The 26992-nt window shown below is 46.4% G+C and carries 22 protein-coding genes, 2 tRNA genes, 1 rRNA gene and 2 pseudogenes; 8 read left to right on the plus strand and 19 right to left on the minus strand.

Going from position 1 to position 26992, the window contains the following annotated elements:
- A 16S ribosomal RNA gene (locus tag WQ57_RS03200) occupies positions 1–594 on the minus strand; the annotation flags it as partial.
- 320 nt (positions 595–914) lie between these two features.
- Complete coding sequence (locus tag WQ57_RS03210; RefSeq protein WP_420912372.1) at positions 915–1796, minus strand: DMT family transporter; 882 nt, start codon at positions 1794–1796, stop codon at positions 915–917.
- Between the two features lie 157 nt (positions 1797–1953).
- On the opposite strand from WQ57_RS03210, the gene WQ57_RS03215 reads away from it, so the two are divergent.
- Together WQ57_RS03215 and WQ57_RS03220 are read left to right on the plus strand one after the other, a co-directional pair.
- Positions 1954–2652, plus strand: a complete 699-nt coding sequence (locus tag WQ57_RS03215; RefSeq protein WP_046522299.1) for an MgtC/SapB family protein — start codon at positions 1954–1956, stop codon at positions 2650–2652.
- A gap of 121 nt (positions 2653–2773) precedes the next feature.
- Positions 2774–2846: transfer RNA gene (locus WQ57_RS03220), tRNA-Ala, on the plus strand.
- A gap of 479 nt (positions 2847–3325) precedes the next feature.
- Here WQ57_RS03220 and WQ57_RS03225 read toward each other — a convergent pair.
- The 3 genes and pseudogenes from WQ57_RS03225 to WQ57_RS03230 form a co-directional block, all read right to left on the minus strand.
- A pseudogene (locus tag WQ57_RS03225) lies at positions 3326–3655 on the minus strand (redoxin domain-containing protein); the annotation flags it as partial.
- 15 nt (positions 3656–3670) lie between these two features.
- Complete coding sequence (locus WQ57_RS26935) at positions 3671–3838, minus strand: hypothetical protein (RefSeq protein WP_173427527.1); 168 nt, start codon at positions 3836–3838, stop codon at positions 3671–3673.
- Between the two features lie 157 nt (positions 3839–3995).
- A complete protein-coding gene (locus tag WQ57_RS03230; protein WP_043932249.1) occupies positions 3996–4196 on the minus strand; it encodes a cold-shock protein in 201 nt (66 codons plus the stop codon).
- Positions 4197–4599: 403 nt separating this feature from the next.
- Between WQ57_RS03230 and WQ57_RS03235 the strand changes: the two genes are divergently transcribed.
- Both WQ57_RS03235 and WQ57_RS03240 read left to right on the plus strand, forming a co-directional pair.
- Positions 4600–5277, plus strand: coding sequence for a DUF421 domain-containing protein (locus WQ57_RS03235; RefSeq protein WP_046522301.1), 678 nt, complete (start codon positions 4600–4602; stop codon positions 5275–5277).
- Positions 5278–5448: 171 nt separating this feature from the next.
- Positions 5449–6549 (plus strand): CAP domain-containing protein, encoded by a 1101-nt coding sequence (locus tag WQ57_RS03240; RefSeq protein ID WP_241481471.1) that lies wholly within the window; start codon positions 5449–5451, stop codon positions 6547–6549.
- A gap of 88 nt (positions 6550–6637) precedes the next feature.
- Here WQ57_RS03240 and WQ57_RS03245 read toward each other — a convergent pair whose 3' ends face one another.
- The 6 genes and pseudogenes from WQ57_RS03245 to WQ57_RS03270 all read right to left on the minus strand — a co-directional run bounded on the left by WQ57_RS03245 (position 6638) and on the right by WQ57_RS03270 (position 12667).
- Positions 6638–7420, minus strand: a complete 783-nt coding sequence (locus tag WQ57_RS03245; RefSeq protein ID WP_046522302.1) for a TerC family protein — start codon at positions 7418–7420, stop codon at positions 6638–6640.
- Between the two features lie 281 nt (positions 7421–7701).
- Positions 7702–8313 carry a DedA family protein gene (locus WQ57_RS03250; RefSeq protein ID WP_046522499.1) on the minus strand — a complete coding sequence of 204 codons (612 nt, stop codon included), beginning with the start codon at positions 8311–8313 and terminating at the stop codon, positions 7702–7704.
- 176 nt (positions 8314–8489) lie between these two features.
- Positions 8490–9184 (minus strand): annotated as a pseudogene (locus WQ57_RS03255) (response regulator transcription factor).
- Positions 9181–10644 carry a sensor histidine kinase gene (locus tag WQ57_RS03260; protein WP_046522303.1) on the minus strand — a complete coding sequence of 488 codons (1464 nt, stop codon included), beginning with the start codon at positions 10642–10644 and terminating at the stop codon, positions 9181–9183. Before WQ57_RS03260 ends, WQ57_RS03255 begins: the two are co-directional and overlap by 4 nt.
- Before the next feature lie 172 nt (positions 10645–10816).
- On the minus strand, positions 10817–11677 hold the full coding sequence (locus tag WQ57_RS03265) for a hypothetical protein (protein WP_156183040.1): 861 nt from the start codon (positions 11675–11677) through the stop codon (positions 10817–10819).
- Positions 11678–11815: 138 nt separating this feature from the next.
- The gene (locus WQ57_RS03270) at positions 11816–12667 is read right to left on the minus strand and encodes a VOC family protein (RefSeq protein ID WP_046522305.1); all 852 of its coding nucleotides are present in this window, start codon (positions 12665–12667) and stop codon (positions 11816–11818) included.
- Positions 12668–12841: 174 nt separating this feature from the next.
- On the opposite strand from WQ57_RS03270, the gene WQ57_RS03275 reads away from it, so the two are divergent.
- Positions 12842–13267, plus strand: a complete 426-nt coding sequence (locus tag WQ57_RS03275; RefSeq protein WP_046522306.1) for an acyl-CoA thioesterase — start codon at positions 12842–12844, stop codon at positions 13265–13267.
- 81 nt (positions 13268–13348) lie between these two features.
- Here WQ57_RS03275 and WQ57_RS03280 read toward each other — a convergent pair whose 3' ends face one another.
- The 7 genes from WQ57_RS03280 to WQ57_RS03310 all read right to left on the minus strand — a co-directional run bounded on the left by WQ57_RS03280 (position 13349) and on the right by WQ57_RS03310 (position 23394).
- Positions 13349–15133 carry an L-lactate permease gene (locus tag WQ57_RS03280; RefSeq protein ID WP_046522307.1) on the minus strand — a complete coding sequence of 595 codons (1785 nt, stop codon included), beginning with the start codon at positions 15131–15133 and terminating at the stop codon, positions 13349–13351.
- Between the two features lie 217 nt (positions 15134–15350).
- On the minus strand, positions 15351–16130 hold the full coding sequence (locus WQ57_RS03285) for a fumarylacetoacetate hydrolase family protein (RefSeq protein WP_046522308.1): 780 nt from the start codon (positions 16128–16130) through the stop codon (positions 15351–15353).
- A gap of 147 nt (positions 16131–16277) precedes the next feature.
- Positions 16278–18458 (minus strand): malate synthase G, encoded by a 2181-nt coding sequence (locus WQ57_RS03290; RefSeq protein WP_046522309.1) that lies wholly within the window; start codon positions 18456–18458, stop codon positions 16278–16280.
- A 104-nt stretch (positions 18459–18562) separates the two neighbouring features.
- Complete coding sequence (locus tag WQ57_RS03295) at positions 18563–20023, minus strand: FAD-linked oxidase C-terminal domain-containing protein (RefSeq protein ID WP_046522310.1); 1461 nt, start codon at positions 20021–20023, stop codon at positions 18563–18565.
- Positions 20024–21379, minus strand: coding sequence for a (Fe-S)-binding protein (locus tag WQ57_RS03300; protein ID WP_046522311.1), 1356 nt, complete (start codon positions 21377–21379; stop codon positions 20024–20026).
- 1 nt (position 21380) lies between these two features.
- Entirely contained in the window at positions 21381–22688 is a 1308-nt protein-coding gene (locus tag WQ57_RS03305) for an FAD-binding oxidoreductase (protein WP_052948629.1), read from the minus strand.
- Between the two features lie 19 nt (positions 22689–22707).
- Positions 22708–23394, minus strand: a complete 687-nt coding sequence (locus WQ57_RS03310) for a FadR/GntR family transcriptional regulator (RefSeq protein ID WP_241481473.1) — start codon at positions 23392–23394, stop codon at positions 22708–22710.
- Between the two features lie 233 nt (positions 23395–23627).
- Between WQ57_RS03310 and WQ57_RS03315 the strand changes: the two genes are divergently transcribed.
- Positions 23628–24188, plus strand: a complete 561-nt coding sequence (locus WQ57_RS03315; RefSeq protein ID WP_046522313.1) for an FAD-dependent oxidoreductase — start codon at positions 23628–23630, stop codon at positions 24186–24188.
- A gap of 129 nt (positions 24189–24317) precedes the next feature.
- Positions 24318–24405, plus strand: a tRNA-Ser gene (locus WQ57_RS03320).
- Positions 24406–24603: 198 nt separating this feature from the next.
- On the opposite strand, the gene WQ57_RS03325 is transcribed toward WQ57_RS03320, so the two are convergent.
- Entirely contained in the window at positions 24604–25044 is a 441-nt protein-coding gene (locus WQ57_RS03325) for a Dps family protein (protein WP_046522314.1), read from the minus strand.
- A 484-nt stretch (positions 25045–25528) separates the two neighbouring features.
- Here WQ57_RS03325 and katA point away from each other — a divergent pair, with 484 nt between their 5' ends.
- A complete protein-coding gene (katA, locus tag WQ57_RS03330) occupies positions 25529–26980 on the plus strand; it encodes a catalase KatA (protein ID WP_046522315.1) in 1452 nt (483 codons plus the stop codon).
- Positions 26981–26992 lie beyond the last annotated feature (12 nt).

The raw sequence follows: 26992 nt of genomic DNA on the forward strand, positions 1-26992 counted from the left end.
CCGCCTGCGCGCGCTTTACGCCCAATAATTCCGGACAACGCTTGCCACCTACGTATTACCGCGGCTGCTGGCACGTAGTTAGCCGTGGCTTTCTGGTCAGGTACCGTCAAGGTACCGGCAGTTACTCCGGTACTTGTTCTTCCCTGACAACAGAGCTTTACGACCCGAAGGCCTTCTTCGCTCACGCGGCGTTGCTCCGTCAGACTTTCGTCCATTGCGGAAGATTCCCTACTGCTGCCTCCCGTAGGAGTCTGGGCCGTGTCTCAGTCCCAGTGTGGCCGATCACCCTCTCAGGTCGGCTACGCATCGTGGCCTTGGTGAGCCGTTACCTCACCAACTAGCTAATGCGCCGCGGGCCCATCTGTAAGTGACAGCAAAAGCCGTCTTTCAGCATTCCCTCATGTGAGGGAATGCATTATCCGGTATTAGCCCCGGTTTCCCGGAGTTATCCCAGTCTTACAGGCAGGTTGCCCACGTGTTACTCACCCGTCCGCCGCTGACCATCGGGAGCAAGCTCCCTCAAGTCCGCTCGACTTGCATGTATTAGGCACGCCGCCAGCGTTCGTCCTGAGCCAGGATCAAACTCTCCAATAAAGAGTGATTAGCTCATAAAATAAAACGTTGGCTCATGTTCTTCTATAATAGAAGCCATGAATATTATTGTTTGTTGACGCTTGTTTGTTTAGTTTTCAAAGAGCAATTTAATTACTGCGCCGCTCGCTGCGACTTTAATAATATAACATGCTGGCTGACCATTGTCAACATCATTCGATAATTTCTTTCAACGTTCATCAAAAGACCGTTTTCGGAATGTCTCCTGTCCTGGAGCAGGTTTATAATATACCACGCAGATTTCACTTTTTCAATATAATTTTTACAAACAAAAAAAACAATCCCGCGCATGGGATTGTTTTTCAAACGGTGCCTGATTTTGTTTCCAGACGTTTCAGCCGGATTTTCCGCTCGTCCATCAGGAACAGGCCGATTCCCGCTATTATAATCAAACCTCCGGCAATTTGGGTCCACATCACTGTTTCCTGCAGAATATAGTACGCCAGCAAAGCCGCTCCCACCGGTTCAAAAAGAATAGCGACCGATATAGTGGAAGTGCTCAGCCATTTTACACACCAATTTAACAGGGTGTGCCCCAGAAGGGTAGGTACTAGCGCCAGCAGGATGAAGAAAAGCCAATCCTGGGAAGGGTAAGGCAATAATGGTTCGCCCTTAAGCAGTACATAGAAAAAAAGAGTGATAGTGCTAATGGAGTATACAATGAAAGTATAGGTGACAAGTGACACTCTTTTTCGGACTGACTGTCCAAACATTAGATAAAAGGTGATCAGGGCACAGGCAGCCAGGGCCAGCATATCTCCCCACAATGCACTGCCGCTTATCCGGAAATCTCCGAAGGCAATGATTATACTTCCTAACACAGCAAGAAGCCCGGAAAATATGGCCTTCATGGAAAGTACTTCTTTAAAAAAGATATAAGTTCCAGCGAAGGCGAATAAAGGCTGCAGTGTTACAAGGACGGTTGAACTGGCCACCGAAGTAAAGTTTAAAGATTCAAACCAAAGGATAAAGTGAAAGGCCAGGAAGATCCCCGAAAGTACTGAAAAACCCCAATCCCGCCTTGTTATAAAACCAAGTTCGCGGACATATTTTAAAATAAAGACCGGAAGCATAAAAAGCACTGAAAATAAAAGCCGGTAAAACGCAATAACACCTGATGGCGCAGACGATACTTTGACAAGTATCGCAGATGTAGAAACAGCTGCTACCCCAATCGCCAGCATAACATAAGGATTAACTTGTAATTTTGCCAAATCAACTTTCTTCTCCTTCCACCTTTCAAGTTATTGAAAGTGTATACTATTTTATAGAGTAAAATAAATAATGAATTCAGACGTTTTTTCTTCTTTGTTCCATACTTTTCCGTTAGGTGGGGTTTAAATGATTATTCATGCCATTAACTCTGAGATCATGATCAGGCTGGGGCTTTCCGCTTTTCTGGGATTGGTTATCGGACTTGAACGCGAGTTGAAGCGGAAACCGGTCGGCTTAAAAACAAGCCTTGTGATTTGCATCGTCAGCTGCCTGCTTACCATTGTTTCCATTGAATCTGCCTATATGTTTCCAGGGGACGACGACATTAATATTACCATGGATCCGCTCCGTTTGGCCGCACAGATTGTATCTGGAATTGGTTTTCTTGGAGCTGGGGTTATTTTAAGAAGAGGTAACGATACCATTTCAGGCTTAACCACGGCGGCAATGATTTGGGGAGCAGCCGGGATTGGGATCGCCGTTGGAGCCGGCTTTTATATGGAAGCTATCGCAGGTGTGGCACTTCTCATCTTCAGTGTTGAATTCATGCCTTTCCTTATGGGGTTGATAGGGCCAAGGCAGCTAAGGGAGAAGGAATTGCTGCTGGAGTTCAATGTCCTGCAGGAAACAGGAATCTCTGTTGTTCTTGCCCAGGTAAAAGAGAAGAAAATATCCATTAAAAAGGTCCGGATTAAAGACCTTGAGGAAGGCGGCCAGTCTGTACAGCTTCTTGTGACCGTTAATTACCGCAGGCAAACAACAGATGTATATGAAGCTGTTTCCGTTGTTGATGGAATAAAGCGGGTCAAAATCGAAAGCCTGTAACTGGTTTGCCCTCCCTTTTTGTATTTCGACAAAAAGTCTAAATATTTTTTTATTTAAATTCCTCTTGCATCATCCCGAATAAGCAGATATAATCATTCTTGTACCTGGCACACAACAGTACGGGGGATTAGCTCAGCTGGGAGAGCGCTTGCATGGCATGCAAGAGGTCAGGGGTTCGAGCCCCCTATTCTCCATCTAAAAAGACTTTGCATTTGCAAAGTCTTTTTTTATTTTCCAGCAGACTAGTTTTTATTCATTGCTAGCTACTCGTGCATGCAAGGAATTCATAGGCGGAGAAATTCCGGTTAAGTTATATAACAGGCGCTTAAGGAGCAGGAATAAGCGGAGTAATTCCGATTAACTTCTCTAATATAGGTCGAAAACTACGGTTTAGATGAATATAAACGGAAAAACTCCTCTTATAATCGAGGAAATGTTGGTATTTCCCAATTTAAGCGGAATTTATCCGTCTATTTTCTTTTTCCGATGGACCAATATTTCTCTATACTTGTTTCGCAAAAGGATTTCTGCCTATGTACCAATGATCGGGTGAAAATAATGTACAGAAAAATGCTTGGAGCCTGCTCCAAGCATTTTTCTAAGCAAATTACCTTCTGATTTATGTGCGCTTAACGGTCGAAAAGCACGGTTAAGACTTTTCGGTAGTTAATCCCTATTTCTCCAGTTTGTTAAGCTCGTCCTTAATCTCAGCCAGCGTTTTGTCAAATTGTTCTCCCCAGAAGTCATTGACCGTTTTAAAGACTAGTTCGCCCTCACCGTCGATCAAGGCATATCCTCTATAGGCCGTATCCCCATTCTTCATATCCATATGGTCGATCATCGTAAGCTTTTCGTCTGATACAAACGGCAGGCTTTCGCCAAAATAATCTTCCAGCTGGCTATAAAGTTCAAGTTGATTTTCCGATTTGTCCTTGCTGATAATATACATTTCGGTATCCAATTTTTTCAGTTCCTCGAGGTTCGCATGCAGCTCAACTAGCTGCTGTTGGCAGACTCCTCAGGTATACGAAGTGATGAAAAAGAAAACAACAGGCTTTCCTGTTGGGAAAGTTACTTCTTCCTTGTCCTGGTTTAACAAGGTGACTGGTTCGTCCATTCCTCCTTGCCCGCAGGCAGACAAAAGCAGGACGGCAATCAGGAACGGAATTAATGATTTCAGCTTCATGTGCGGCTCCTTATTTTAATTTATTTGACAGCTTGTCATATGTATTTTAGTGTAGTCCTCATTAAAAATACCGTCAAGTAATTATTTTTGCTGGCGCTCTGCTATTCCGTAAAATAAAAAAACAGACCCGGAATGAGTCTGTTTTTGGTTGGTTTAATTAGTTCTTGCGAACGTTAGCAGCTTGTGGTCCACGAGCTCCTTGCTCAACGTCAAAAGTAACTTCTTGGCCTTCTTCAAGAGTCTTGAAGCCTTCGCCTTGGATAGCTGAGAAATGAACGAATACGTCATCTCCACCTTCACGCTCGATGAAACCAAAGCCCTTTTCTGCGTTAAACCATTTTACTTTACCATTTTCCATGCTTGTTGCCTCCTAGTGTGCAATACCACACATTTTATTACTATTCTTGCTCTAAGTGATATCCAGGCGAAAACTTTTTCTTCCTATACATACCGAACAAAAATAATTCTATTTCATAATAACAGACCTTAAAAGAATTATCAAGTCCTTGGCAAGGATTGGTTTTCATCATAAGCTGAGCAAACTTATGCCTGTAGCCCGGAGTCTTTCCATATCTTCATCATTCCCGGATTGCATGGCAATTATTCGTCTTCATCCAATTTTATATTTGCTGTCATGATCAAAGGGAGGAACTGGCCCAAGGAAGACTTCTCCCTCTTTCACAAAAAATTGAAAACCAGAGAATATGCATGGAATGAGGAAAAAGGGGAATAGAGGCTAAAAGCGAAAGGAGGAACCTTAAGTGTATTTGTCCATTACAGTGAAATTGGTGGTGGGATTAGTAACATTGCTGGCAGTCACCCGCCTGATGGGTAAAAAGGAGCTGTCACAGGTTACTCCCTTTGATTTTATCTATGCGATTATATTGGGAGGCATTGTAGAGGAATCCATTTACGATGAGAAAGTCTCTCCGCTCCACCTTGCCTATTCTGCTGCTTTATGGGGAGCCCTTATTTATACGATTGAAATACTCGCCAAAAAGAAAAATTTTTTCCGCTCTATTTTTAAAGGGAAGGAATCCCACATTATCGCAGATGGCAAGCTCAATGTAGAAGCTATGCAGAAAAACCATCTCGAGATGGAACAGCTGCGGACTTTATTAAGGCAAAATGGAGTATTCAGCGTTAGCGAAGTAAAGAATGCCTATTTAGAAACCAGCGGAGGATTAAGTGTGCAAAGGTTTGGCAAGTACGAACCAATTACTCCTGAAGCAATGGGCATCAAGGCCCCAGAGAATAACCCTTCGATTTTATTGGTGGATGAAGGAGAAGTCGTCGAGGATGGGCTGGAGGAAATCGGGAAAGATTCCTCATGGCTGAAGGAGGCCCTTCGAAAAGAGGGTCAAAGCAATATCAAAAACATCTTCTGTGCTGAATGGTCGGAAGAAGATGGATTTTACATTGTCCCATACAAAAGTTGATAATAGAGGATAGGTTCTCCTCCCGCAATAAGAGGAGGAGACACTCCCCATGCTCTAGGAAGGTTTGCCCCTTGCTGCATATTGGGTATGATGGTGAAGGAATAGATTCCCCTTTCAAGAAAGTGAGGAAGAAAATTGCGGCTAATTCTAATCATAATTGCAGGATTATTTTTGTATACATCTTGGCCCTCCCTTCAGGGAAAAGTCTTCCAGGAGCCGGCAGATCTGGAATCGCTGAAATCGGAGTATACCGCCAGTTCTGACCCGGGAGGGATTGACGATTCGATTAACCAGCTGGCTGATGGAGTTTCGAGGCTCTCCCTAATGCTGAAAACTACCTTGGACCGCCTTCAGGAGCAGGATAGCCCTGCTCCAAAAAATTCGCCTGAAGCTTCTGAGCTCACTCCCCCCTCGGAACGGACATTTTCTTTTGCGAATATCGAACTGGGCGATACGAAGGAGTCGGTGGAAAACAGTCTTGGCAGCCCTGTCAGGTCGACTATTAATGAATATGGAACAGAATGGCATGCCTACCACCAGGATTATCGGAACTTTTTGATGCTCGCCTACGATGAAAATAATCAAGTGGCCGGTGCCTATACAAACCAGGATCTCATTTCGTCCACCAGCGGAATCCGCCACGGAAGCCCTCAAGAGTATGTCCGCAGCGAGTTGGGACAATCGATGGATAAAATAAAAAAAGGATTTACGGTCTATCAGCTGAATGAGGATCGTGAATATGACTTGTACCAGCTTGACGGCAGTTATATATCGATTTTTTACGACAAACATGAGGGAAACACGGTTACGGCCATCCAGGTGATTAGTGAAGGAATGGAAGAACAAAGAAAGGATTTCTATACCCAGCCTAGCAGGGATCTAAAGGAAGGCTATGAATTACAGCTTTTTGACCTGACAAATGCGGCAAGAATAAAGCATGGCCTTCAGCCGCTTGAATGGGATGAGAGTGTGCGCTCGACTGCCCGTCGGCATAGTACCGATATGGCTGAAAACAACTACTTTAACCATACCAACCTTGAAGGGCAGTCACCCTTTGACCGAATGTCAGAGGATGGCATCCGCTTTTCGGTGGCCGGGGAGAACCTGGCGTACGGCCAGTCGAGCAGCATTTTTGCACATGAAGGACTGATGAATTCGCTGGGTCACCGCGAAAACATCTTAAAGCCGGATTTTAAGCTTCTCGGCGTAGGGGTGGACTTCAACACCCAGTCACAGCCTTATTACACCCAGAATTTTTATTCCAAAATGTGACACAGCGCTTCAAAAGTTATATTCACAAGCAAGGGCAGGCCTGGTAATGGCCTGCCCTTTTTGCAGATTATCTTCATCATTGTTTGAACTAGGATACGTTTGATGCTTTTTGTTCTTCATTCTGGTCCTTTGATAAGAACCATCCGCCTGCCGCAATGGCAACCAGCACAATATAGAATGTTGCTTTCCAGGCGGTTGAATGGGCAAAATGTTCGCTGATGATGCCCAATGCAGGATGAGACAACGTTAAGACGGCCAGTTTTACCCCAACCCATCCGACGATGACGAAAGCCGCAACCTCAAGGCCAGGCCTTCTTTCCAGTAGTTTGACAAATAACCCTGCCGCAAAACGCATAATGATTACCCCAATCATTCCTCCGGCAAATATGACAAGGAATTTTCCGCCATCCATTCCGCCGATTTGGGGAAGCGGTGTGTTTGGAAGCGTCATTGCCAAAGCTACAGCTGCCAGGATTGAATCAACAGCAAAGGCGATATCGGCAAGCTCTACCTTAAACACTGTCAACCAAAAACCGCTCTTCCGTTTTAAATTCTTTTCCTCATTTTCTTCCTCTACCTTGCCTTTGACCAATTTCCTGACAATATGATTGATCGCCATAAACAATAAATAAAGGGCACCAATTGCCTGGACTTGCCAAATATCAACAAGATAGGAAATAGCAAAGAGTGAAGCAAAGCGGAATACAAAAGCCCCTGCCAGTCCATAAAACAATGCTTTTTTGCGTTGTTCTTCCGGCAGATGCCGTACCATGATTGCAAGAACAAGTGCATTATCCGCAGCCAAGAGGCCTTCCATCAGGACCAGGACAAGGAGTACCCAGCCATATTCGAGCAATAATGCGATTTCCATGAATAAATCCTCCCCTGTAAACTATTAAAATAGCGTTTTAGAGCCCGGAAAAGCAAAAGACCCTTGCCGCGGACGGGCAAAGGCCTTAAAAAGAACAGAAAAAGACCTTTACAGTGTATGTAAAGGTCTTGCAAACAACAGAATTGTTGCCAACAAAGCCGGAGAACAAGTTCTCGTCATGACGACTTTTATTGTACTGCTACTCCCCTTTAACGGGCTTCTATTAAATTCGTTCCTTACTTAAAATAAATCAGATTGAAGGAATTGTCAATCTCCTGTTTTTACCTGAAGGTTCGTCTCCTCTTTATATACCAAACCGCTGCAGCCAAAAAAGCAACTCCAAACAAAAGGTAGAACATGCTTTTATAAACTTCTACATACTGAAGCACTTCTTCCCAGGAGGCACCTAGAAAAGCACCCAGGCTGACCAATATCGTATTCCACACAAGCGTACCCATTGTGGAATAGAGGATAAAAGAGGCAAGGCCCATCCTGGCCATCCCCGCAGGTATCGAAATCAGGCTGCGGACCACCGGAATGAGGCGGCAAAAAAACACTGTCCAGTTTCCATATCTTATAAACCAGCCCTCAGCCGTCCGAACATCCTTCTTGCTGACTCTAAGAATATGTCCCCAGCGGCCTATGAATCTTTCAAGCTGGTCCACATTCACCAGCCTTCCAATACTGTACAAAATAACAGCTCCAATTACTGAACCAAGGGTGGAGGCGAGCACAACCCCAGGAACGGTCAATCCGGTCCTGGTCGTCATAAATCCCCCGAAGGGCAGGACAATCTCGGACGGAATGGGCGGAAATAAATTTTCCAAAGCAATAACCAGCATAATTCCGATGTAACCATACTCTTCCATGAACATAAAGATCCAGTCTTTCATGTTTTCCTCCAGCTCTTTTGAAATCACTTCGGCCTTCATCCGCCACTTAATCCAATTTTTACGATTGCCCAGGTAGAAAAAGAACCAGGCTCTGGAAACAAATTGTTCAAGCCTGGTTTTTATTATAAAGCAATGTTGGAAAATATAAAAATTTGATGGCAGCTTTGGATACCCCGCTATTCCCCTCTAAACCGGTAACCCGCTCCCCATACGGTCTCAATATACAGCGGATTGGAAGGGTATTTTCTATTTTTTCGCGGATTTTCCTGATATGGACCGTTACGGTGGTAATATCGCCGACACTGTCATATCCCCAGATACGTTCAAACAGCTGGACCTTGCTGAACACCTGGTTGGGATTTGCTGCAAGGAAGGTCAGAAGGTCAAACTCCTTTGTTGTAAATACCACCTCCTGATTATTAACGTACACTCTCCGGGCACCCCGGTTAATCTGCAAACCCCTGATATAAATTTCGTTCAGCGGCATGGCATGCTGTTTGGCAACTAGGCGCTCATATCTGGCCAAATGGGCCTTGATCCTCGCAACCAGTTCATTGGGCGAGAATGGTTTTACCATATAGTCGTCTGCCCCAAGGCCAAATCCCCTGATTTTATCAATATCATCTTTTTTTGCACTAACCATCATAATGGGGATATCCTTAACGCTGCGGATTTTTTTGCAAATTTCAAACCCATCCAGCACCGGGAGCATCACATCAAGGAGGATAAGATCGTAATCCATCGTCATGGCTTTATGCAGTCCTATATCTCCAGCCAAGGCAACATCGGCATCAAAACCATTGATTTCAAGGTAATCCCTTTCCAGATCGGCAATGCTTTTTTCGTCTTCAATAATGAGTACTTTTTTCACAGGAAGCCCCCCTTTATTGCTTTCTTTAGCGAAAGGCTGATTTTTGTGCCATTTGCTGAACTTTCCGCACTAATGACACCTCCATGCTCCTCCACAATCATCCTCGCAATGGCGAGTCCCAGCCCGCTGCCTCCTGTTTGTTTATTTCTTGACTGTTCGGCCCGATAAAACTGGTGGAAGACAAAAGGCAATGCATCCGGATCGATGCCTGGACCATTGTCGGCAATTTCAATGATTACCCCTTTCCCGGAATTGCCAAGATGTATATCAATCCTTCCTTTTTCTTTATTCATATATTTAAGGCTATTGTCGATGATGTTTGAAAACACACGTTTCATTTTATCCCGGTCGATCTTCACAACATAGGTACCAGAAGGGTTGTGCGTGAAGTTTATTTCTGCGCGGGTTTGTTCAAAATCAAAACGTAACTCTTCTATAAAGTCCAATAGATAGCCTCTCATCTCCACCTCTTCAAAAGAAAAAGGAACTTTTCCCAAATCCAGCTTGGAATATAAAAATAACTCATCAATCAGATGGTCCAAATCATTTGCTTTTTGATGGATGGTCGCCAAATAGCGGTCAAGCTTTACCGGGGAGGATGCAATCCCGTCCCGGATTCCTTCTACATAGCCTTTTATCGACGTAATAGGCGTTTTTAAATCATGGGAAATATGGGCAATCAATTCCTTCCGGTTTTCCTCGTACTGTGTCTGGAGAGCCGCCGATTCCTCCAGCTGCCTTCGCATTCCTTCAAATGTTTCGGCGAGCTCGGCAATTTCATCTCTCCCGGTTATTTCAATAGGCTGCCCCAGGTGGCCATCCCTGATTTTTTGGGCCGCTCTCTTAAGGGCATGGATGGGAGTGATGATGCTTCGGGAAACATAGTAAGTCAGGATACCGTTGGTAATGACCAGGGCAAGAACCAGCAGGACAAAGGAAGCTGGATAAACGGTCTGCATCATCCCCGCAAGGAAATTGGCATCCCTGATAAAATAAAAGGAAGCGGCCCCCTCGCCCGGAATGAAAAAGTCCTGCTGTTTGATGGAATAAGTATTGCCTCCAATATGTTCGATATTATTATCGGATGAATGGAGACCGAATTCAGGAAGACTTTCCACGAGAATATGGGCCGCGGCTTTTGAGGCATAAATAATTTCCTGATCCTGTTTAATCACTAAAGAAATATCTTCCCGCGCTAGTTCCTGCTCTGCCGACTCCAGGTAACCCGGTTCGATAAAACCCGTTGGCTCATAAAACGCTTTTTCCTTAAGCTGTGCAAACAGCCTCGACTCCCCTGTTGCTGTTTGTTTGTTGTTATGGCTTTCAGGAAGGAGACTCTGGATTTCCTTTAAGTCTCCGAGAAAAAATAGAATCATAAGCATCCCTGCCACAGCAAACAGGAGGATAGGAACAAGGATCATCGCCATGTAGGAAAGGATTAAACGGTAGCGAATTGACAATTTTAACACCTTCAATATAGGTCTTTTACTTAAAAATATAATAGACCGCAGGACAATACAATGAACGAAATGGAAACTATTCATGCAAACTGAAGCATATCCACCAAATCTTCACATTTACGCTTTAAAGCACCGGGGGTCAGACCCCCGGCGCTTTAAAGCGTAAATGTTATCAATGGTGAGGGTGCTGAAGTTCAACGATTTCCAGGCCGGTTATATCCATTGCATCGACATTTGTGCTGTTGATATCGGATAATGCCAGCTGGAAAGTCATGGTGAGTTCATGCTGTTTTCCATTCTCGTCTTTGCCGGTCAGGGCCACTTCAACACTCTGCTTCTCGATTATTTTGGCAGCGCTGACGCTTGCGGCGATTTTCACTTTCTTTATTTTGATGTCCTCTTCCAGCTTTGGCATTTCAGGCTTTACATCATGGAAACCGGAATCCCTGCCGCTTTCCCTGTCATTCATCTGGACAGAATGCTTATAGGCCAATGATGTTAGTGCATCGATGGCCCCTGGTATTTCCTTATCTGGAACATCGAGCGCAATTTCTTGGGAACCATCCTTATTCACTGAGGTTTCAATGTTGCGCTGAAGCTTCTTTGTCAGGATATCAACCACCCCTTCAAGGTCATCTCTCAATTCTTCGTTGCTTAAGGCCTCCTTGCCAGGATGTTTTCCGGTTAGCGTCATTGCATATATCTTGTCTTCGTCATTCTTTTGGATCAGGAACTTCCCACCCTGCTTGGCCATTTCATGACTGCTTGACTTTAATCCGTTTGAGACCGTACCTTCACCTATCATCGTGTTGGCGAGCCTGTCTGTTTTCATGACGTATTCACTGCTAAAAAGTCCCCGGCTGTTATCTTCCAGCTCAAAGGAAAGATTCAATTTGGAACTTTCAACCTGATGTGTTGCTTTCAGTGCCTCCTTGTACAATTCATATCCCGGTGTATTTGCCGAAATTGAATAAGCACTTCCTATCAGCAATGCTCCGCTCAACCCCAAAATGGCCCATGTCCTTTTTTTCATTTTCGCCAGCCTCCCTGCAATTGTTTTTACATCCATAGAATAATCCTTAAATCTAAAATGCCAGTAAACAAACTCTTAAAAATATCTTAAAAACAACAAAAAAAACCTTCATCCAGGTTGGATGAAGGTGTTGGGTTATCATGAAAATACCAGCTTTATCTTATTCCCGGAAGGATCCTGTGTAAGAAGCGCTCCTTCTATTTCGTTTACTTGTGCCGCAAGTTTCCGCAGCCGGCCTGTAATATTTTCTTTCTCTTCTTTTGGAAAAGCCAGTGTGAAAGTTTTCAGCCCTGAAGCATTTTCCTTTGGGGACGGTGCACCCGGACCGTTCCAGGTATTTAGGCCAATATGATGGTGATATCCGCCAGTCGAAATGAACAAAGCCTGCGGACCGTACTTAAGGACCACATCAAAGCCCAGACCGTCGCAGTAGAACTGCTCAATTTCCTGCAATTCCGCCACATGCAGATGAATGTGGCCCATTATCGTTTCTTCCGGTAATCCATTCCATGGCGTTCCATTGCCTATTGCCAGCAATTCTTCGGCATTCAGCGGCTTTGTTGCCATTTCCACCTGACCGGAATTCCAGGTCCAGCTCTCCGCCGGGGTGTCCGCATAAATTTCAATTCCGTTGCCATCCGGATCCGCCAGGTAAATCGCTTCACTGACCAGATGATCAGATGCTCCCTGCAGGGGGTACTGCGTTTGGAGAAGATGAAGCAATGCGCTGCCAAGATCGGCCCTCGAAGGCAGCAGAAGGGCAAAATGATAAAGACCGGTTGTCCTAGGCTGTTTTGGTGCCGCTCCTTCAGGCTGTTCCACAACCAAAAGCGGCGTCTTTCCATCTGCAGTCAATACAGCCTGGCGCTCATTTTGGCTCAGGATTCTAAACCCAATGATTTCCTGATAAAATTTGGTGCTTCTTTTAACATCCTGAACCAGCAAGTGCACCTGGCTTACATACGTATTTGGATATTGGTGAAATGTCAAAACAAATCCCCCCTTACTTTTGTATACCCTATTTTAACATGAAACCAAAATATAACTGGCCTTAACAGTTTGCCCTGAGAATGAGTTCCCTACTGCAGAACCTCTTAAAAATTAATGACGGAAAATTCTATCTATTTTATAATAGGAATAACTATACATAAGGAGGAAGCAACAGTGACTGAAGGTTTCCGTTTTTCACACCGGCTTAAAGTACGCTATTCCGAAATTGATGGACAAAAGATTGTTTTCAATGCCCATTATTTAACCTATCTGGATGTTGCCGTAACGGAGTATTTTTCGGAAGGGCTGGGGATGGATGTTGACTCACTGGCAGAAAAGGGCGAGTTCGATTTCGTGGTGGCAAAGACAACAATGGAATACAAAAGTCCTGCGAAATTAAATGACTGGCTTGAGATCTGGTGCAGGACAACAAGGATAGGCAACAGCAGCATCGCCATGGAGTTCCTGATTACAAGAGAGGGCGAAAAACCCTTGCTTCAAGCCGAAATCATTTACGTCAGCATTAATCCTGCCACACATGAACCACAGCCTGTACCTGCATTTGTCCGTGAAAAGATTCAGCTGTTTGAGAAAGAGTAGCAAGAAAGCCACAAGCATTATCTGTAAAACAAAAATCCGCTGCTCATATTGACGCAGCGGATTTATTCTTTTTCCCGGAAATTAGAGGGTTTTTCCCCCCGGCGTATTCACTGTAATCTGGCTAGCCCTTTTCTTGTTGGTAGCAATAATGTAAATAGCCGCCATGGCAATCAATGCTACGATAAAGCTGCCAAGATTAAAAAGTCCTTTCTCGGCATACCAGACGATTGAATAGCCCAATCCGCCAAGAAGCAACGCATAATAGGTGAAAGGCAGAAGTGTCTTTCGAATCACGATTCCTTCTTTGCCCACAAGACCCACGACCGCAGAGGCGGCAACAACGTTGTGGACGCAGATCATGTTTCCTGCCGCCCCGCCGACAGCCTGCAATGCGACAATCCATGTAGGGTCAACACCGATTTGTGAGCCTACGTCATATTGGAACAGTGCAAACATCATGTTGCTGACAGTATTGCTGCCTGCGATGAAGGCGCCAAGGCCGCCGATGAAGGTTGCAAAAATTGGCCAGAAATCGCCTGCGAGTGCCGCAACCCCGTTGGCCAGCTCAATTGGCATTCGATCGTACCCAGCGGCTCCGCCTCCTGAATTCAGGAAAACCTGAACCATGGGAACAGTAAACACTAGCGCCGTTGAAGCCGCTACCGTTGTTTTAGCAGATTGTGTAAAAGCTAACTTGTATGCGCTTCCACTCATGCCGTGGATAAAGAAAGTAATTAAGGAAACGAGAATAAAGATTGTTCCCGGAGAATATAGCGGCTGGAAGCTGGCCGTAATGCCCGATCCGAAAATATCCTCTGCTGCCAGGGTCCACTTTTGCAGCCACTCCACAAATGGCAGCGTTTTCAATCTGGAGAGCACCAGAAACAGACCGACCAAAATATACGGTGCCCATGCACGGACCATGCCCATGCTGCCGCTCCTGTGGGCAACATCCCTAATTTCAATCTTGCCGCTCCACTCAGGATCCCATTTGGATTTTTCTTCAAAATCCCAGGCCTCTTCTTTAGGCGGCATAAGGAATCCTTTTTTAGCAGCAAAAATGACAATCGCCAGCCCAGTCAATCCGCCGATCATCGATGGGAATTCCGGTCCAAGGAGATTCGCCACTAGAACATACGGAATAGTCATGGCGAACGCGGCGAACAAGGCAAACTTCCATATTTTCAATCCTTCGGTAAATGATTTGTTTTTACCAAAGTATCTTGTCATCAAGGCCACAACGAATAGTGGAATTAGAGTACCTGCAACCATATGAAGGAAGGCTACCTTCGTTGCAATGAAACTTATGAGCCCGACAAAATCATTTGTAATTGTCGGGTCGGCTGAGAGACCAGTTCCCACCCCTACAATCATGGGTGTCCCTACGGCACCAAAGGATACCGGGGTGCTCTGGATGACCATGCCGGCCACAACTGCTGCCATCGCCGGAAATCCCAGGCCTACCATCAGCGGAACTGCCACTGCTGCGGGCGTCCCGAACCCGGCAGATCCTTCAATGAATGATCCGAACAGCCAGGCCACAATGATCACCTGGATCCTGCGGTCTTCTGAAATGTCGGTGAATCCCTGGCGGATTGTCCTCAGCCCGCCGCTTTCCTGCAGGGTGTTCAATAACAGGATGGCCCCAAAAATAATGTACAAAAGTGTTCCTGCGACAACCAGGCCGTTGATGGATGCGGCGGCCACATTGGCTCCTGGAACCTTCCAGATAAGTAAGGCGAGCCCCACTGCCACCACATAGGAGATTGGCATCGCCTTGCTGGCGGGCATCCTCATTCCAACCAGGAAAATAGCCACGGCGAGAATTGGCAGGAGCGATAAAAATGCCAGTATGCCTGTGCTCAAATTTTCTACCCCCTTTTCTTGTCTTCAAAAGTTTTTAATTAGTACATAACAAAATGGCAAAGCGCTGTCGTATAACGGTTATTATTTTGTTATAGAACAATCGCCTCAAAACTATTATACTAGGAATCTGTTTAATTTCAATAATTTTTAGAATATTGATAATAAAGAGAATCCCCTTGCTTCAGTGTTAAGGGGATTCTTTGAGGAAGCGGATTTCCTAAGAAATGCTTGCCTTCTTGTTTGCCAATTTAAAAGTGTTGCGGAGTGTCCCAATCTCTTTGATGCTGCATTCGATGACATCGCCCTGGTGGACCATCTCGGCTCCCAGCGGGCTGCCTGTCAAAATGACATCTCCTGGCTTTAATGTCATGACATTGGATAAATAGGAAATCATCTTTCTGATGGGAACAATCATAAGTTCGGTTGGGCTGTTTTGTTTTTCTTCGCCATTCAGCAAAGCCTCGACACGTACTTCGAAAGGATCAAGTTCGGTCTCAATTACCGGTCCAAGCGGAGTGAAGGTGTCAAAGGATTTGCCGATTGTCCAGTGTCCGGCTTCGTGAAAAAACTGCGGGGCGGTGACATCGTTTCCGACTGTATAGCCGAACACATAGTCGAGCACATCCTCTTCAGCTATATTTTTGGCTTCCCTGCCTATCACAATGGCCAGCTCGGACTCGAATTTGACTTCATCGATTCCCTCGGGAATGAGAATATCCTCTTCCGGGCCAATAACAGAGGAGACCGGTTTGAAGAAAAATACAGGAATCTTTGGCAGCTCATCTGGAACCTCTTCCTTCTGGGCGACGTAATTAGCCCCAATTCCTATGACCTGGTTTGGCACCAGCGGAGCCAGCAGACTGATATCACTGAGGGAAAATACATTTCCCGTGTAGGACCAGCTTGTAAAGATGTCGCCTGTTATCTCCCTGACCGTCTCGCCTTCAATAATCCCGGAATGGGTGTTGTCACCCGCTGTAAACCTTGTGAATTTCATAACATTGCCTCCTAAAGTAGCTTTGGTTTTCCTTGTTTTTTATGTACTGCCGAAAAGCCCGGGGCATTCTGGAACTCAAAATGCCCCTGTCCTGCCTTTTATCCCGCATCAACTGGCAGTAAGGCCCCCATTGCATGAAGTTTCACTTTACTGCTTCACAGCGTATTTTGCTTTGGCTTCCTGGCGGCGGCGGTGCAAAATAGGTTCTGTGTAGCCATTTGGCTGTTCTGCTCCTTTAAAGACCAGGTCACAGGCGGCATGGAAGGCAACAGAACCTTCAAAGTTGGCTGCCATTGGACGGTACGCGGGATCACCTGCGTTCTGTTCATCAACGACCTTTGCCATTCTTTTCATTGTTTCGAGTACCTGTTCTTCCGTGCAGATTCCATGGCGCAGCCAGTTTGCCATATGCTGGCTTGAGATTCTGAGAGTTGCACGGTCTTCCATCAGCCCAACGTTATTGATATCAGGAACCTTTGAACAGCCCACGCCCTGCTCAACCCAGCGGACCACATAGCCAAGGATTCCCTGTGCATTGTTGTCAAGCTCGGCCTGGATTTCCTCCGCGCTCCAGTCGGCATTTGCAGCTACCGGGATTTGTAGGATATCGTCGCGAAGATCTTTTGCTTCGCTCTTCAGCTGATTCTGCACCTGGCTTACATCTACCTGGTGATAATGCAGGGCATGCAGGGTCGCAGCTGTAGGAGATGGAACCCAGGCAGTGTTTGCACCGGCATGAAGATGGCCGATTTTTTGCTGGATCATGTCCGCCATAAGGTCAGGCATCGCCCACATTCCTTTGCCAATTTGGGCGCGCCCCTGGAATCCGGCATTCAGCCCCACGAATACATTTGATTTCTCATATCCTTGAAGCCAATTAGTGGCCTTCATATCACTTTTGCGGATCATCGGACCAGCTTCCATGGATGTATGGATTTCATCTCCGGTACGGTCCAGGAATCCAGTGTTGATAAAGACTACCCGGTCTTTTACTTGCTTGATGCAAGCCTTCAGGTTAAGGGATGTGCGACGTTCTTCATCCATGACGCCAATTTTGAGCGTGTGGCGTTCGACGCCAATCAAGTCTTCAATGCGATTGAACAGTTCATTGGCAAACGCTACCTCCGCTGAACCATGCATTTTTGGCTTTACAATGTAAATCGAATTCTTTAGAGAGTTTTGGTATGTCCCATTCCCAAGAATCGTATGCTTTGCAATCAATCCCGTAAATACGCCGTCAAGAATGCCCTCTGGTACTTCCTGACCTTGTTCGTCCAGAACGATATTGCTTGTCATCAAGTGGCCCACATTTCTGATGAAAAGCATGGAACGTCCTCTTAAGGAAACTTCATCACCGGAAACGGATGTATACTTTCGATCTGGGTTTAAGCGGCGCGTCATTTCCTTGCCGCCTTTGCGGAATGAAGCTTCGATATCTCCCTTCATCAATCCCAGCCAGTTGCGGTAAACCAGTGTCTTGTCTTCCGCATCGACAGCAGCGACAGAATCCTCGCAGTCGATGATGGTCGTAACAGCAGATTCGATGAGGATATCCTTTACCCTCGCCTTGTCTGTTTTGCCGATTGGGTGTTCATCATCGATTTGAATTTCAAAATGAAGCCCATTGTTTTTCAGCAGGACTGCCGATGGCTGCTCAGGACTTCCCTGGTATCCTATTATCTTTTCACCGTCTTTGAGGCCAGTCTTTTCCCCGCTTTTCAGAGTGACAGCCAAAGTTCCGTTTTCGATGGCATACTGTACAGCATCCTTGTGGGAAGCTCCTTTCAAAGGTGCTGCCTGGTCAAGGAAATTCCGCCCAAACTCGATGACCTTTCCGCCCCGGACAGGATTATAGCCAAGGCCGCGGTCTGCGCCATTTTCCTCCGGGATCGCATCTGTTCCATACAGTGCATCATACAGGCTGCCCCAGCGCGCATTGGCGGCATTGATGGCGTAGCGTGCATTGTCTACTGGCACTACAAGCTGCGGTCCAGCCTGGAAAGCAATCTCATCATCCACGTTTTCTGTCTGAATCTCGTAATCTTCCACTTCCGGCTCCAAATAGCCGATTTCGGACAAGAAAGCTTTATAGCTTTCAAAATCAAAATCTTTTCCATTTTCACGGTACCAGCTGTCGATCTTTTCCTGAATCTCATCCCGTACCGCCAAAAGCTCTTTATTTTTGGGAGCAAGGTTATGGACAAGCTGACCAAAGCCGGTCCAGAAATCTTGCTGATCCACATTGGATCCAGGGAGGACTTCCGAATTGATAAATTCATAAAGTTCCTTTGCCACTTGAAGACTGCCTGATTTCACATACTCTGCCATTTGCTAGTTTCCTCCATTCCTAATCCATCATAGGGTCATAATATCACTAACATTAATGCGCTTTCAAATTATTTTCGAGGTGATTTCATAATATTTAAAATAGTCTACAGGGCTGCGCTGGCCTTCATTTCCTTTTTTATTTCGACACAGCGTCCAGGAGAAGGGAAAAGCTTCCCTGCATTCAAGAGATTCTTGGGATTAAAAACTTCCCTGACATCCGTCTGGGCGGCGATTTCCTCTTCGGTAAATACGAACCGCATTTCCTCACGCTTTTCAATGCCGACACCATGTTCTCCAGTAATGGTTCCTCCTACGTCGGCACATACCTTAAGGCAGAGGCTTCCTGCTTCAAGAGCTTTTTCAGTTTCACCAGGCACTCGGGCATCGAACAACACCAGCGGATGAAGGTTCCCATCACCTGCATGGAAGATGTTCGCAATCCTCAGGCCGGATTCCTCACTGATTTGATTAATACGTGCCAATACCTCGGGAAGTTTGCTCCTCGGGATGACGCCATCCTGCACAAGATAGTCGGGGGAAATCGCTCCCATCGCTCCAAAACCAGTTTTCCGGTTGGCCCACCAGCGGCCTCGCTCAGCTTCATCCCTGGCTACCTTTACCTCACGGACGTTTCTGCTCCTGCAAACTGTTAAAATCTGTTCAATCTGCTCGTCGATTCCCGCCGTAATCCCATCTACCTCAATCAGCAGAACCGCTTCAATATCCTTCGGGTGCCCAACAGGAAAAGCAGCCGCTTCTACGCCCTCAATAGCCGTTTTATCCATCATCTCCAGAGCGGCCGGGACGATGCCTGAAGAAATAATATCGGAAACAGCCTGGCTTCCATCGGCAACATTGTCAAAATAGGCCAGAACCGTCTGTTTGCCTTCAGGGTTTTTCAGGATGCGGACCGTTATCTTGGTCACGATTCCAAGTGTCCCCTCGGACCCGGTCAAAAGGCCGAGCAGGTCGTAGCCTGGTTCATCGGCGACTCCGTCCTTGCCTATCTCGATGATTTCTCCATTTGGCAAAACCACCTCAAGCCCGAGGATATGGTTGGTTGTGACTCCATATTTCAAACAGTGCGCGCCTCCCGCATTCTCGGCCACATTCCCGCCGATGGTGCAGCAATATTGGCTTGAAGGGTCTGGTGCATAGTAATAGCCCCGTTCTGAAATCGAGTTTGTCAGCTTGAGATTGACAAACCCCGGTTCCACGACCGCCCTTCTGTTTTCAAGGTCGACCCTGAGGAGTCTTTTCATTTTCACCATGGAAATAATGATCTCATTATTTAGAGGAATCGCTCCGCCGCTCAACCCTGTTCCTGCTCCGCGCGCTAGGAAAGGCAGATCATTTTCATGGCAGTACTTCACTACCGCCGCCACTTCTTCCGTGTTTTTCGGAAAGACGACAGCTCTCGGCAAATGTTTGTGGATGGTGAACCCATCGCAGTCATAGGCCAGCAAATCTTCTTTTTTATAGAGGATGGAACGGGCGCTCCCGACGATGCCGGCAAGTTTGTGAATATGCTGGTCATTGGTCTTGATTTCCTTTAAAAATGCCATCTAGTTTTCCCCCTTCCCGTCCTCTTTCTGATAAGCCCAGTCAAGCAGCTGTACGGTATGGACAATTTTTTGGCTCCGTCCATATTTTTCAACGCCCATTGCCATTTGCAGCATGCAGCCCGGATTTCCCATTGAAATCATTTCCACATCATCAGGAACGTTTTCCATTTTGCTCTCCAATACGGCACCGGCCATCTCGGGGTTGGTAATGTTATAAATGCCCGCACTTCCGCAGCAGCGGTCGGAATTCGGCATATGGACCATCTCGACCCCTGGTATATCAAGCAGGATATTGCGCGGCTCCTGGCGGATATTCTGCCCATGGGCCAAGTGGCAGGCATCGTGATACGTAATTCTTGTTTTCAGCTCTGCCTTTGGTTTTTCGTATCCTGTATCGTGAAGGTGCTTCGATATATCCTCCACTTTTTCCGCAAACTTTTCCGCCTCTTCCCTCATTTCCGGATCGTCATGGAACAGCTCGGCATATTCCTTCATCATGCAGCCGCAGCCTGCTGCATTGACAACTACTTTCTCCGCATCCCTGAATGCGTCCATATTCTGCTTTGCGAGCATCCTGCCTGTATCCCGGTCCCCTGCATGGACATGGAGGGCGCCGCAGCAAGTCTGGTTTTGGGGGATGACAACATCATTTCCATTTCGGGTCAATACATTGATCGTTGCCTCGTTTATATCACTGAACATGACATCCATGATGCACCCTGTCAGCAATGCCACCTCGCGCTTGCTCTCCCCTTTTGCCTTGATAACCTTTTCATTTTTGTATCTTTTCCTGACCGGTTCTTTAATTTCCGGCATGATGGCTTCCATTTCAACGAGATGTTTGGGCATGATGTTGATTAGCTTTGTTTTCCGGACCACACTCTGAACTCCGCTCTTCTGGTAGAACTTCAGCATGCTTCCCAAGGTATTGAGGCGATTTTGTTTCGGGAAAATCCCCTTCAGGAACATGTTGCTGACGGCTCCCTGCCAGCCGGTCAATGGCATCGCTTGACGCACCTGTCCGCGTGCTTCCTCAATCAGACCGCCCACATCCACATCTGCCGGACAGGCCGTGGTGCATGCACGGCAATCAAGGCAGGCAAAGACCGGGTCGGCAAAAAATTCGTTTACATTAAGCCTTCCTTCCGCCACTGATTTGATCAGATGGACACGGCCTCGCGGGGAATGCTGTTCCTGGCCGGTAATCTCATAGGTCGGGCACGATTCAAGACACATGCCGCAATGGACGCAGTCGGCCCATTTGGTTTCGTCCGGATGGTCTTTTGCCAGGTAATTGCTTAGGCTACCCGATGAACAAGATGGTTCCTGCTTTAAGTCCAACTCTCTTAAACTCAATTTATATCCCCCCAATAAATGCATTAGGATTCAAGATTCTGTTCGGGTCCATCTTTGCCTTTATTCCTTCCATCAGGGGGAAATAAGACGGCTTGTCACCCCAGGCATCCACTTTGCCGCCAAGGACTTCCGGCAAATGTTTGACAACTGCATACCCGCCCTCCTGGACGGCAAACTTGCGGAGATGCATGATGCCTGCGGCAACCTGGTCGTCAGAACCTCTCAGAACAACCTGGCAAATTCCCGTCCCAAGACCGCCATGGGCCTCGGCCGCAACCTGGCCTCCATCAGAAAGAAGCTGGCATTCCCTTATCACATCAAGCACCTTCAGGTTCACGATGCCAATTTTCATTGCAGCGGCTGTTTCCTTATTGCTTCCTGTTCCTTCCTCCAATGAGTCAAGGCCACATGGAGCTGCTGTATAAAGCTTATTCCAGAAAGCCTTGGCCTCTTCATCCGTCAGGATGTCCAGGCTGGTCCGGGCAGGCTGGTTCGCCTTGATGTATTGTTCCTGATAGCGTACCGAAGTTTCAACATCCTCAAAGCTGATGGCCAGTGTATAGCAGTTTCTGTCCGCCATATTGCCTGCCATGAACGGATTCAGCAGTTCCAGTGCGACAGGCTCCATCATGGAATCAAGAAGCTTGATGGCAAAACGCCGTACCTCTTCCAGGTTCCCTTCCGGAAAAGAAAGAAGCGCCAGGCTCTCGCATTTTGGAAGCGGCCGAAGCTTAAATGTCACTTCGGAAATAATCCCCAAGGTTCCCATTGAGCCAATAAAAAGTTTATTCATATCATAGCCGGCGACATTTTTCACCACCCGTCCCCCCGACCTGATAATCCGGCCATCAGGATAAACGGTCCGAAGTCCGATTACCGAGTCCCGGGCTATGCCATATCCAAGCCGTTTGGGACCGCTGTCATTTGAAGCAATGACTCCTCCGACCGTCGCATACGCCGGCCATGACGGATCAAGGGCGAGTTTCTGGCTGTGCTGCGCCAAAAAGCCCTGCAGTTCCTTAAAAGTAGTCCCAGCCTTTACCGTCACTGTCATATCTCCGGGTGTATGTTCGACAATTCCTGTATAATCTTCCAGGGACAGCTGTATTTGGGTTTTCGCCGGGGTTCCCCATCCCTGTTTTGTTCCTCCTCCCACTACCGAGACGGTTGTTTTCGAATCGTTGCAATAGGCCATGACTTTTGCTATTTCTTCCTCTTTCTTCGGGAAAATGGTGACACTTTCCTCTCCTGCCATCTTCAGCTCAGGAAAAATGGCCTTCAAATCTGCCAGCAGCTCTGCTGTTACCAAATCGACACCCCCTATAGATTTAAGCGCTTTCCAAAATGCTGCCGCGCAGCAGTTCTTCAACAAATGACAAGTGGTCCATCATTTCCCTCCTGGCTGTTTGCGGCTCTCGGGCTTTTATAGCCTGCAGGATCCGCTGGTGCTGGTGTTCGATTTCTGCAACAGTTTCAGGATCCTCTTCTATCTTTTTATAAAACTCGCTCATGACCTTTTTCATGGCAGCAGAGATAAACTCTATTAACTGGATCAGAATATCATTTCCGGCAGCCTTGGCAATGGCCATATGAAAATTGTAATCCGATCCCCAGCCCGCTTCAGTTTGAAGCGATAAAATTTCTTCCAGTTCCGAAACCACTTCATCACTGCGGTTCAATGCAGCCACCTCGGCAATGCCTGTTTCGAGCATTTTCCTCACCTGGAACAGCTCATTGATATCCTTTAAACTTGGCAGCATGACCTGGCTTTTGAATAGGCTCGCAGAATCGAATCCGCAGATGAATGTTCCCTCCCCCCGCCTGACATCCACCGTTCCCTTGCCTTTGAGGGTGGTTAGGGCATCCCGGACAGCGGACCTGCCAACTCCAAATAAGTCACATAATTCCCTTACGGAAGGAAGCTTATCGCCAATGGCGAATGTTCCAGATTCAATCATTTTCTCTATCTGTTCGACAACCGAATCGGAGACCTTTTTATTGGAGATTCTCTCCACATCCAAATGATATTCACCTACCTTTTCAGATATCACATATCTGATAAGTGTTATACTAACTTCATTAAACCACCGATATAGGAGAAATTCAACCATTTATTTGAATTTATCAAAAAGTCTAAAAACTGATGGAATATTTGATTGAAAAATAAAACTATTCGAGCATAAAAAAGGTAAAAGAAAAGGTACTTTGATAGAATAATGGTGTCATTAAAAGAATGGGAGGAATAGAAATGTTTGATATCGCTATTATAGGTGCTGGTGCGGCCGGAGCAAGCGCTGCCATATTCACCGCCAAGGCAGGCAAAAAAACATTGCTGATCGACAATGATAAAAGCATGACAAAAAGAGCCTGGATTGAAAACCATTATGGTGCCGGCGACATTACTGGTCCGGATCTAGTGGAAAGAGGCAAGGGTCAGGCAGTTAAGCAAGGTGCAGAGCTTGTTCAAGGTGAAGTAACCAATCTTGTCAAAAAAGAAGATGGCTTCCTGCTTGAGACAGAAGGCGGTTCTTATGAAGCGAAACACGTCATTCTCGCAACTGGGGTTGCATTGGGACTGGCCGAAAAAATTGGAGTTAAAACAAAAGAAGGGACGGAACCGAGAATCAAAACCGTTCTCGATGTTGATGCTTCAGGCAAGACGAATGTCGATGGAGTCTGGGCTGCAGGAACTTGCGCAGGAGTAAGCGTCCACACCATCATCACTGCTGGCGACGGAGCAAAAACAGCCATCAACCTCATAAGCGAGATAAATGGAGAACGATACGTCGACCACGACGTCTTAAAATAAGCTGCAAAAAAGCGCAGGAGCCCTTGCGCTTTTTTATTCCCTGTTAAGAAAGGACAATTTTTTCCTCTTACAGTTTGGCGGATAATATGCTATAATTTTCTCACTGCAGGAAGACTCCTGCCTGATCGCGGAGATGTACCCAAGTGGTTCAAGGGGGCGCACTCGAAATGCGCTAGGACGGGCAACCGTTGCGTGAGTTCGAATCTCATCATCTCCTTTTTAGAAGAGCGGAAGCGCCTTGGTCAGCCCCGCCCAGCATAAGACGCTTCAGAATAGAAGGCGTTCTTTGCCTTCAATTCTGAAGTGGCTTATGACTCGAGGGGCTAGGCGCTGGAGCTGGACAGTTATCTAACTTTAGAAGTCTATACTTAAAAAAGGACAGCCTAACGGCTGTCTTTTTTGCTTGGAAAATTATCTACTTCCCAAGAAACGAATTCAGCATCCAGACATGCTTTTCCAGGCTTGAATGGATGGAAAGCAGCAAATCTCCTGTTGTTTCGTCTCTGGCTTCATCTGCGATTTCCATAGCTTTTTTCAATTCCGAGATCAATCCCGAGAAATCACTGGCAATGCTGGCAACCATTTCAGAAGCCGTTTCGCCTCCTTCTGCTTCTTTCACCGAGGCGATTTCCATGCAGCCGGTCATGGTCGCAACCGGTTTGTCCCCCAATGCCAGCAGACGCTCTGCCAGTTCATCAATATGCAGGGCAGCTTCATTATAAAGTTCCTCAAATTTTGCGTGCAGGGTAAAAAACTCAGGACCTGTTACATACCAATGATAATTATGCAGTTTGATATAAAGGACGCTCCAATTTGCAATCTGCTGGTTAACACACTGTGTCAATTCGCTTTTCATCATTTTTCCTCCATTACCTATATCTTTGTAATTATTATAGTCTATTTAACTGGGCAAACAGCAAAATCGACACAGTATTCACAGGAATGTCATATTTGCATACTTAATTCCAGAATTCAGATAAGTAATCAATGAGCAATACTTTACTATTCTCAATTAAAGTAACAAATTGAGATTTATAATGGTTCGTCAACTTGCGACATATTTCTTGCTTTCAATGTTTTATCTCCATAATAACTTTTGTTTTATTAAAATACCTTCAGTAATTTCCCTCCCTCAGTGCTGAGAACCCCTTATACATCAACCATTAATCCTTGATAGATCATTGGCTTGTCATAAAAATGTGGATTGATAGATATAATGTGTTGACGAATGCTAGTTGTCCATATTATATTAATTATAAATTAAGATTCATTTTCACTTTAAATCTTAAATAAAGTAATTAATATTTTTACAGTGCAAATGTATTAAAGGAGGATATAAAATGAGCAAAAAACTTACTACCAGCTGGGGGGCGCCTGTAGGCGACAACCAAAATTCCATGACGGCGGGTTCTAGAGGACCAACATTGATCCAGGATGTCCATTTACTGGAGAAATTGGCCCATTTTAACCGCGAGCGTGTTCCTGAGCGTGTTGTCCACGCTAAAGGTGCAGGTGCACATGGCTATTTCGAGGTGACGAATGATGTTAGCAAATACACCAAAGCGGCCTTCCTTTCTGAAGTAGGCAAGCGCACACCTATGTTCATCCGCTTTTCCACGGTCGCCGGCGAACTTGGTTCTGCTGATACTGTAAGGGACCCAAGGGGCTTTGCCGTTAAATTTTATACGGAGGAAGGCAACTATGACCTCGTCGGAAACAATACACCTGTATTTTTTATTCGCGATGCCATCAAGTTCCCTGATTTCATTCATACACAAAAGAGACATCCGCAAACCCATCTTAAAAATCCGAATGCGGTTTGGGATTTCTGGTCCCTGTCTCCGGAATCCCTGCACCAGGTGACCATTCTGATGTCCGACCGCGGCATTCCGGCAACCTTGCGCCATATGCATGGCTTCGGCAGCCATACTTTCAAATGGGTCAACAAAGAAGGCGAAGGTGTTTGGGTGAAATACCATTTCAAAACAAACCAGGGTGTGAAGAACCTTGCTCCGGATGTAGCAGCGAAGATTGCCGGTGAGAATCCTGATTACCATACGGAAGACCTGTTCAATGCCATCGACAAGGGAGAGTTCCCTTCCTGGACATTGTATGTGCAGATCATGCCGATTGAAGATGCGGATACATACCGCTGGGATCCGTTCGATGTGACAAAGGTGTGGTCGCAAAAGGATTATCCGCTGATTGAAGTGGGCCAGATGGTTCTGAACAGAAATCCGGAGAATTATTTTGCCGAAGTGGAGCAAGTGACACTTTCACCAGGAAATTTTGTGCCTGGAATCGAAGCATCGCCGGACAAGATGCTTCAGGGACGCCTGTTTGCTTATTCTGACGCCCATCGCTACCGTGTTGGCGCCAACCATAATGCCCTTCCTATCAACCGGCCAGTTGCCGAAGTGAACAATTATCAGCGCGATGGGTTCATGCGCCCTGACAATAACGGCGGAGGCAGCGTTTACTATGAGCCAAACAGCTTCAGCGGGCCACAGGAATCCCCTCAGGACAATACAACGGCATTTCCTGTCAGCGGTGCGGCAGGCAGCACTGGCTATGACCATGATGACCACTACACCCAGGCCGGTGACCTTTACCGCCTGATGACGGAAGACGAGCGTACCCGCCTAGTCGCCAATATTGTAGCTGCCATGAAGCCTGTAGAGCGGGATGACATCAAGCTGCGGCAAATCGCCCACTTCTATAAGGCAGACCCAGAGTACGGCACTCGTGTGGCAGAAGGCCTGGGCCTTTCCGTCCCCGTAACGCAGGCGTAGGATTTCGAAGTC

It is taken from the genome of Mesobacillus campisalis (assembly GCF_000986785.1).
GTDB classification, from domain to species: Bacteria; Bacillota; Bacilli; order Bacillales; family Cytobacillaceae; genus Mesobacillus_B; species Mesobacillus_B campisalis.